This is a genomic window from Aurantimonas aggregata, assembly GCF_010500835.1.
GTDB classification, from domain to species: Bacteria; Pseudomonadota; Alphaproteobacteria; order Rhizobiales; family Rhizobiaceae; genus Aurantimonas; species Aurantimonas aggregata.
Map to the genome: position 1 here is coordinate 1 of NZ_JAAAMJ010000058.1, position 6259 is coordinate 6259.

At 62.4% G+C, this 6259-nt stretch carries 8 protein-coding genes and 1 pseudogene; 6 read left to right on the forward strand and 3 right to left on the reverse strand.

Annotation, left to right across the window (positions count from 1 at the left end):
* Positions 1-122 precede the first annotated feature (122 nt).
* The 3 genes and pseudogenes from GTW51_RS23055 to GTW51_RS23065 all read right to left on the reverse strand — a co-directional run.
* Entirely contained in the window at positions 123-764 is a 642-nt protein-coding gene (locus tag GTW51_RS23055) for an amino acid permease (RefSeq protein WP_246233378.1), read from the reverse strand.
* A gap of 316 nt (positions 765-1080) precedes the next feature.
* Positions 1081-1257: a hypothetical protein gene (locus tag GTW51_RS23060; protein WP_163046363.1), complete on the reverse strand. Its 177-nt coding sequence runs from the start codon at positions 1255-1257 to the stop codon at positions 1081-1083.
* A 174-nt stretch (positions 1258-1431) separates the two neighbouring features.
* Positions 1432-1695, reverse strand: a pseudogene (locus GTW51_RS23065) (transposase domain-containing protein); the annotation flags it as partial.
* 116 nt (positions 1696-1811) lie between these two features.
* Between GTW51_RS23065 and GTW51_RS23070 the strand changes: the two are divergent.
* The 6 genes from GTW51_RS23070 to GTW51_RS23095 all read left to right on the forward strand — a co-directional run bounded on the left by GTW51_RS23070 (position 1812) and on the right by GTW51_RS23095 (position 5974).
* A complete protein-coding gene (locus GTW51_RS23070) occupies positions 1812-2957 on the forward strand; it encodes a hypothetical protein (RefSeq protein WP_343034100.1) in 1146 nt (381 codons plus the stop codon).
* 597 nt (positions 2958-3554) lie between these two features.
* Positions 3555-3842 (forward strand): DUF6522 family protein, encoded by a 288-nt coding sequence (locus GTW51_RS24235; RefSeq protein WP_246233380.1) that lies wholly within the window; start codon positions 3555-3557, stop codon positions 3840-3842.
* A 22-nt stretch (positions 3843-3864) separates the two neighbouring features.
* Positions 3865-4704: a succinate dehydrogenase iron-sulfur subunit gene (locus tag GTW51_RS23080; protein WP_163046365.1), complete on the forward strand. Its 840-nt coding sequence runs from the start codon at positions 3865-3867 to the stop codon at positions 4702-4704.
* A gap of 22 nt (positions 4705-4726) precedes the next feature.
* Positions 4727-5131, forward strand: coding sequence for a succinate dehydrogenase, cytochrome b556 subunit (gene sdhC / locus GTW51_RS23085; protein WP_163046366.1), 405 nt, complete (start codon positions 4727-4729; stop codon positions 5129-5131).
* Positions 5132-5136: 5 nt separating this feature from the next.
* Positions 5137-5523 carry a succinate dehydrogenase, hydrophobic membrane anchor protein gene (sdhD, locus tag GTW51_RS23090; RefSeq protein ID WP_163046367.1) on the forward strand — a complete coding sequence of 129 codons (387 nt, stop codon included), beginning with the start codon at positions 5137-5139 and terminating at the stop codon, positions 5521-5523.
* Between the two features lie 10 nt (positions 5524-5533).
* A complete protein-coding gene (locus GTW51_RS23095) occupies positions 5534-5974 on the forward strand; it encodes a CBS domain-containing protein (RefSeq protein WP_163046368.1) in 441 nt (146 codons plus the stop codon).
* Positions 5975-6259 lie beyond the last annotated feature (285 nt).

Here is a 6259-nt window from a genome sequence, read left to right on the forward strand (position 1 = left end):
AAGGGCCCGCGGCGTATGAAAGCCGCAACATGAGGCCGGACACACGACGGAACTCGACCGCATTGCTCATTCCAAAGCCGAAAAAACCGCTTGCATTCCGGGGGGCGTCCACAACACACGAGCTAAGATGATTGTGCGGCCGACATTTCGGTGCGGATCGACGATCTCAGCGCCGCTGTTGGTGATCGTGGTGAAGCCCTTGAACGCGAGGATCGAGAGCGCGATTGATGCCGTGAAGCCCGCGAGGGGATAGCGTCCGACGATCCGGATGCCGGCTCGAAGCTGAATCCGCTGGCCGCGAGCGCCGCAATGCCGAAGATGGCGATGCCGCCGATCTTCAGGAACGCCATGACGACCGAGAAGAGGCCGACAGAGCGGTTGCCGGAAACATTCACGAGGTACGCGAAGAGGATCAGCCCGACGCCGAGCACGGGCACGAGAAGACTTTCCGTACCCAGATCGAACAGCCTGAGGATGTAGGTGCCGAACGTCCGCGCGACGAGGCTCTCGTTGATCACCATGGATAGCGCCATCAGCAGGGACGCCGCTGCTGCAATCGCCCCCGGCCCATAGGCGTTTTGTAGGATCATCGCGATCCCGCCGGCGGACGGAAACGCGTTCGACATCTTTACATAGGTGTAGGCGCTGAACCCGGTGACGATGCCACCCGCGATGAAGGAGAGCGGAAACCATGGCCCCGCCAGTTCCGCGATCTGCCCGGTGAGCGCGAAGATTCCGGCCCCGATCATGACGCCGGTGCCCATCGAGACGGCCCCGACGAGGGTGATGCTATTCGCCTGGTAATCTGACTTCATCATATGTCCGGCTGTCTCCGTTCTGATGTCGTCCGGAAAGGGGCTGTGGGCGTTATGGCGCGGTTCCGCCGGATTCCTTCCGCAGTGGCGTGGGCCGGCTCGGCGCAGGGTTGCCAGGGCCAAAGGCGCCCCATGGCGATGTAGATGAACGAGCCCGACCAGGCAATCAACAGGCCGTTCGAGGCCTCGACACCGGTGATGAATCGAAGGGGACCGCCGGGAAAGACATCGCCAAGCCCAGCGAGGTATAGCCTACGATGGAGAATTAGAAGTAGTCGAGCGGCTCGGCGATGGTAAGGCCGCCGAAGCGGCCGAGGCCCAGCGCGCCGTCGCCGAGCGCATAGGCACCCGCGTACATAGCGACCTCGACGAGGTGGGCTATCAGCGTCACGAAACCGATGACCAGAGTACGCACGCCAGCGGTCATCGCGATGTGCGCCATACCGCCAAAGACCTAACTCAGAACCACATAGTGGAAGAGGAACGTCGGGACGACAAGCGCCACCGCCAATGTTGCCACGGCCGGTTTCAACTCCTGATAGGTTTTGGCGATCGACTTACTGAACCGGCACCAGATCCGGAATAAGGCGAGTTTGTGCAGCATGTCTGTGGTTGACCAGTTCCAGGCGAGGAGCTCGGGCAACCGGCTCAATGGCATGTCGGCGATTCGGTCGAGGACGTCGGCGAGCCAGGCCTGCGGGTCGATGTCGTTGAGCTTGGCGGTGGCGATCATCGTCGGCATGAAGGCGCAGCGATCTGCGCCGCGCTCGGAGCCGGCGAAGGTCCACGAGCGCCGCCCGAGGGCGATGCCCCTGAGGGCACGCTCGGCAGCGTTGTTCGAGACGCAAATCCTGCCGTCCGTGGTAAAGCGGGCGAAGCCGCACGGCATCGACGCCGTCTCTTTCCGGAGAACTCGCTATGCCTCCCCAAGCTCCGCGAACCGACCGGGTGAATCCGAACCGGATCGATGGTATCTCCCTGCTCCACGCTTCTCTCGTGCTCCTCTCGTCAATCGGAACGCTCGTCGTTTCGTCCGGAGCGGCAGAGGCCCATGTCAAATGGTTCGCACCTTACATCGTCGGTGCAGCGCCACAGTCGATCGGCCAGACGCTGACGAACAGCTGGTTCTGGACGGGCATCGTTCTGGTTCTGCTGTTCCTGCTGACGACGATCGTCATCGAACGCCGGCCCGTCGGGCAGGCCGCGCTCGCCGGCCTCGATCGCTTTACAGGGCCGGTGGCGCGGCGGGCAGACGATTTCATGCGCGCCACGACGGCCGCCTTCTTCGTCGCCGTCTTCGCGGTCGGCGGCGTGTACCTGACGCCAGATCTCAGGACACCGTCGGAGCTGATCTCATGGGCGCAGCTGTTGATCGCCGCCGGTATCTTCTCGCGCAGGACCATGCCCTTCTCCGCAGCAGGAGTCATCGCGCTGTGGCTGATCGCACTACGCGACTACGAGCTTTTCCATCTTCTCGACTATTTGGCCCTCGGGATCGGCGTGGCCGGCTATCTTCTCCTCGCCTCTATCGACAATCCTCGCTGGCACGAGAAGCGGTTCACCGTCCTCTTCTGGGGCGTCGCGATCGCCCTCATGTGGTCGAGCCTCGAGAAGTTCGCCTACCCGGACTGGTTCTACCCGCTGGTCGAGGAAAGGCCGTTCCTGACCTTCGGCCTGCCGCGGGACGCGTTCATACCCATGGCCGGCGTCGCCGAGTTCACCCTTGGCTTCGGACTGATCTGGAGCCCGCTGGTGCGGCGTCTGTCGGCGATCTCGCTTCTCGTCATCTTCATGACCGCCGTCTACCCATTCGGGCGGATCGATTTCGTCGGCCACGCGATGATCATGGCCGCCCTCGTGCTGATCGCTGCCGATCCCGTGCGAAAGGGCTACGCGATGGAAGCGATCGCGCCGGCGGCGGCGCATCCGAAGCGACGACTCGCGGCCGTGCCGACGGGCCTCGCCATGGCGCTCGTGGTAATTGCTTCGAGCTACTGGGGCCTGCATGCCACCTTCTTCGGCGCGGACGGCAACGTGACGCCGGATGAGTTGGCCACGCACTCCTTCAGCCCGGAACATCCGCATGGTCCACAACGCGAGGAGGGGCTTTCTGCACCCTCTGCGCTCAGTGACACCGATTGAGGCACGGAGCGGGACTTCGGACGTTCGGGACACAGTTCCGAACATTGATCGGCACGCTAGATGTTACAAACTGCCTCGGTCTCGCGAAGGCGCCGATGCGAATCCTGCATCGCGTATTTCGGCGCGGGACAGCAAGAGCCTGACCGATTACCTTCGAAGGAAATGCCTCTATGTCTGATCAGGACTCCAATTTACCCGACGACGCCCTGCGTCAGCGAGCGCTTTCCAGATGGGACAACAAGGGGGGTGCGGGCGTAGACGGTCCGCAGGAGGCTTTAATACCGAACGATCCAACCCGGATTCCAAACACGGGCGAAGCGGAGCTGGTATTGCTCCACGTTCGTGTCATCGTGCTGGAAAACCTGATTATAGCCCTGCTCGCAGGAGCGTCAGACAAGCAGCTCGAAATGGCCCGCGAAATGGCGCCCCTGATTTCTCCGAGACCAGGCTCCACCGCTCACCCACTGACTAGCCGTGCGGCGGAACACATGGTTGATCTTCTCGAGCGAGCTTCTCGCTTCCGCAGCAGCGGTAACCGTCCTGAGCAAGCTGGCTGTGCACAGGCCACGTCAGCGACAAGCATCAATGGAGCTGGAAATGCCAAGGATCGAGTTCGAAGACGGCGCCATCCAGGTCGATGCGGCGATTGTCGGTGAGGGTCTCGGGATCGAGCCTTCGCTCGTCCAGGCTCAGATGCGCGAAGGGATAATCACCAGCCTCTGCGAGCGAGGCGCAGATGAAGATGATGGTCGCTACCGCCTGACGTTCTTTTCGGCAAGTCGGCGCTTTCGCCTGATCGTCGACGACACGGGCCATGTCGTGCGACGCTCGTCGGTCAACTTCTCCGATCGTCCGCTACCGGCATCCGCGCACAGACCGGGCTGACCGATCCAAGGAAAAGCACAGCATGATCATCGAATCGTCGGATCAAGTGCCTCGCACCACGCTGCTCAAGCGGTTTCCGGTGCCGAGGAACTTCAACGTGGCGCCGGAATCCAGGATCGAGCGAGGACGGACATGGCCGGCCCCTGTCGGCGCCACGCGCCTGAAGGCGTTCGACGTTTATCGGTATGATCCCGATGCCGATGGCAACCCGCGCCTCGACACGTTTGAAGTCAATCTCGACGATTGCGGGCCGATGGTTCTCGATGCGCTCATCTGGATCAAGACAAAGGTGGACCCGACGCTTGCCTTCCGCCGCTCGTGCCGGGAGGGCGTCTGCGGTTCCTGCTCCATGAACATGGACGGCACGAACTGGCTGGCCTGCACGAGGTTCATTTCCGACATGGGCACACCAGCAACGATCTATCCCCTGGCCAATATGAGGATCATCAAGGATCTCGTTCCCGACACCACGCATCTCTTCGCGCAGTACGAGATGATCGAGCCCTGGCTCCAGGTGAAGACACCGGATCCCGAGAGGGAGCGGCTTCAGTCTCCTGAAGAACGGACCAAGGTCGACGGCTATTATGAATGTATCCTGTGCTTCTGCTGCACGTCGGGGTGCCCGAGCCATTGGTGGAACGGCGATCGGTTCCTCGGACCGGCAGTGCTGCTCCAGGCCTTCCGCTGGCTAGCCGACAGCCGGGACGAGGCGACGGGAGAACGGCTCGATGGCCTGGAAGATCCTTTCCGCCTCTATCGATGCCACACCATTCTCAACTGCACCCGGACGTGCCCCAAGGGGCTGAACCCCGGCAAGGCGATCGCTGAGATCAAGAAGATGATCATCGAGCGGCAAATCTGATCGTCCTAGAACTGGAAACCCGATGCCCCCCGATTGCAAGGCAAAGCGCACCCGGCCGCTTTCGCCCAACATCCAGATCTATCGGCCGCAGCTCACCTCGGTGCTGTCTATCGCCAACCGGATCACCGGCGTCGTGTTAAGCGCCGGCGCCGTTGGGCTGGTCATCTGGCTTGTCGCGGCGGCCGCGGGGCCGCAGCCCTACGCCGCCGTGCAAGGCGCCATCGGGTCCTGGGTCGGGAAGGTCGTGCTGTTCGGATGCACCTTCGCCTTCTTTCTGCATCTCTGCGGCGGCATCCGGCATCTCGTCTGGGACACCGTTCACGGGTATGAGCTCCGGTCGATCTACATCTCGGGTTGGGCGGTGGTGATTGCCAGCGTGGTGCTCACCGTGGCTGCTTGGGTCGCCAGCTTCTTTGTGGCGGGGTAGAGCCGATGGACCGTCAACGCACACGCTCGCCGCTGGCTCGCGCCATCGGGCTCGGTTCGGCCAAACACGGCGCAGAGCGGTGGTGGATGGAGCGCGTATCGGCCGTCGCTCTCATGCCTCTCACACTGTGGTTTGTCGCCTCGATCATCGCGCATAGCGGCAGCGATCATGCGGCCTTTGTCGCTTGGCTGAGAACGCCGCTCGCCACGACCCTCATGGTGCTGCTGTTGATCGCGCTCTTCTACCACACGGCGCTTGGCCTCCAGGTGGTGATCGAGGACTACCTTCACTCGTGGACGAAGGTTGCAGGGCTCCTGGCGGTGCGCCTTGGCTGCTTTGCACTTGCCGCCACCGGCATCATCGCCACGCTGCGCATTGCTTTTAGCGGTTGAGGAGGAAGTGATGTTCGTCGAGAGGGTATTGTCGGCAGCGCGCGAGACGCTGGTCACGGTTGCGGATGACGCGCCGCTAATCGAAGCGGCGAAGCTACTTCGCACCGGGACCGATCTCGTTGTCGTGTGCGCTCCTGGCGGTGTCTTGGCAGGTGTCATCACCAAAACCGATGTCGTCAACCAGATCAGCCATTGCCAGGGATCCAGTTGCGCAACGGCGGCCTCGATGGTGATGACGCGAGACGTTCTCCTATGCCGTCCCGGCGACGGCCTGCACGAGGTTTGGTCGCAAATGAAGGAGCGCGGTTTGAAGAACGTCCCGGTCACGGACGAGGAGGCTCGGCCGATCGGGGTGCTCAATGCGCGCGTCGCGCTTCAGGTCCTCCTGGATGAATCGGAGGACGAGGAGTCGTTGCTGCGCGACTACGTCATGGGTATCGGGTACCGCTGAGTGCCTTTATGCTGGAGCTTACCGTTGCGTGGAGGTAGGCAATCCCCTGCTCAAGAGAGCCTGGCGGCGATACACGAGGAGGTCTCGGCGGCTCGCTTGGCGCGGCGCCCGCCAAAACGTCCGGTGTCAGGGATGTTACGGTTCGCAACCCAATCCAATGAGCTATGGCTGAAAATGGGTGATGGGGCCTGAGAAGGCGGCGTATCGTGGCGGGTGCTGAAGCCTGCCAGAACCTCCCGAAGGAGCGATACGCCATGAGAGACGATACCACGATCACCCCGCTTC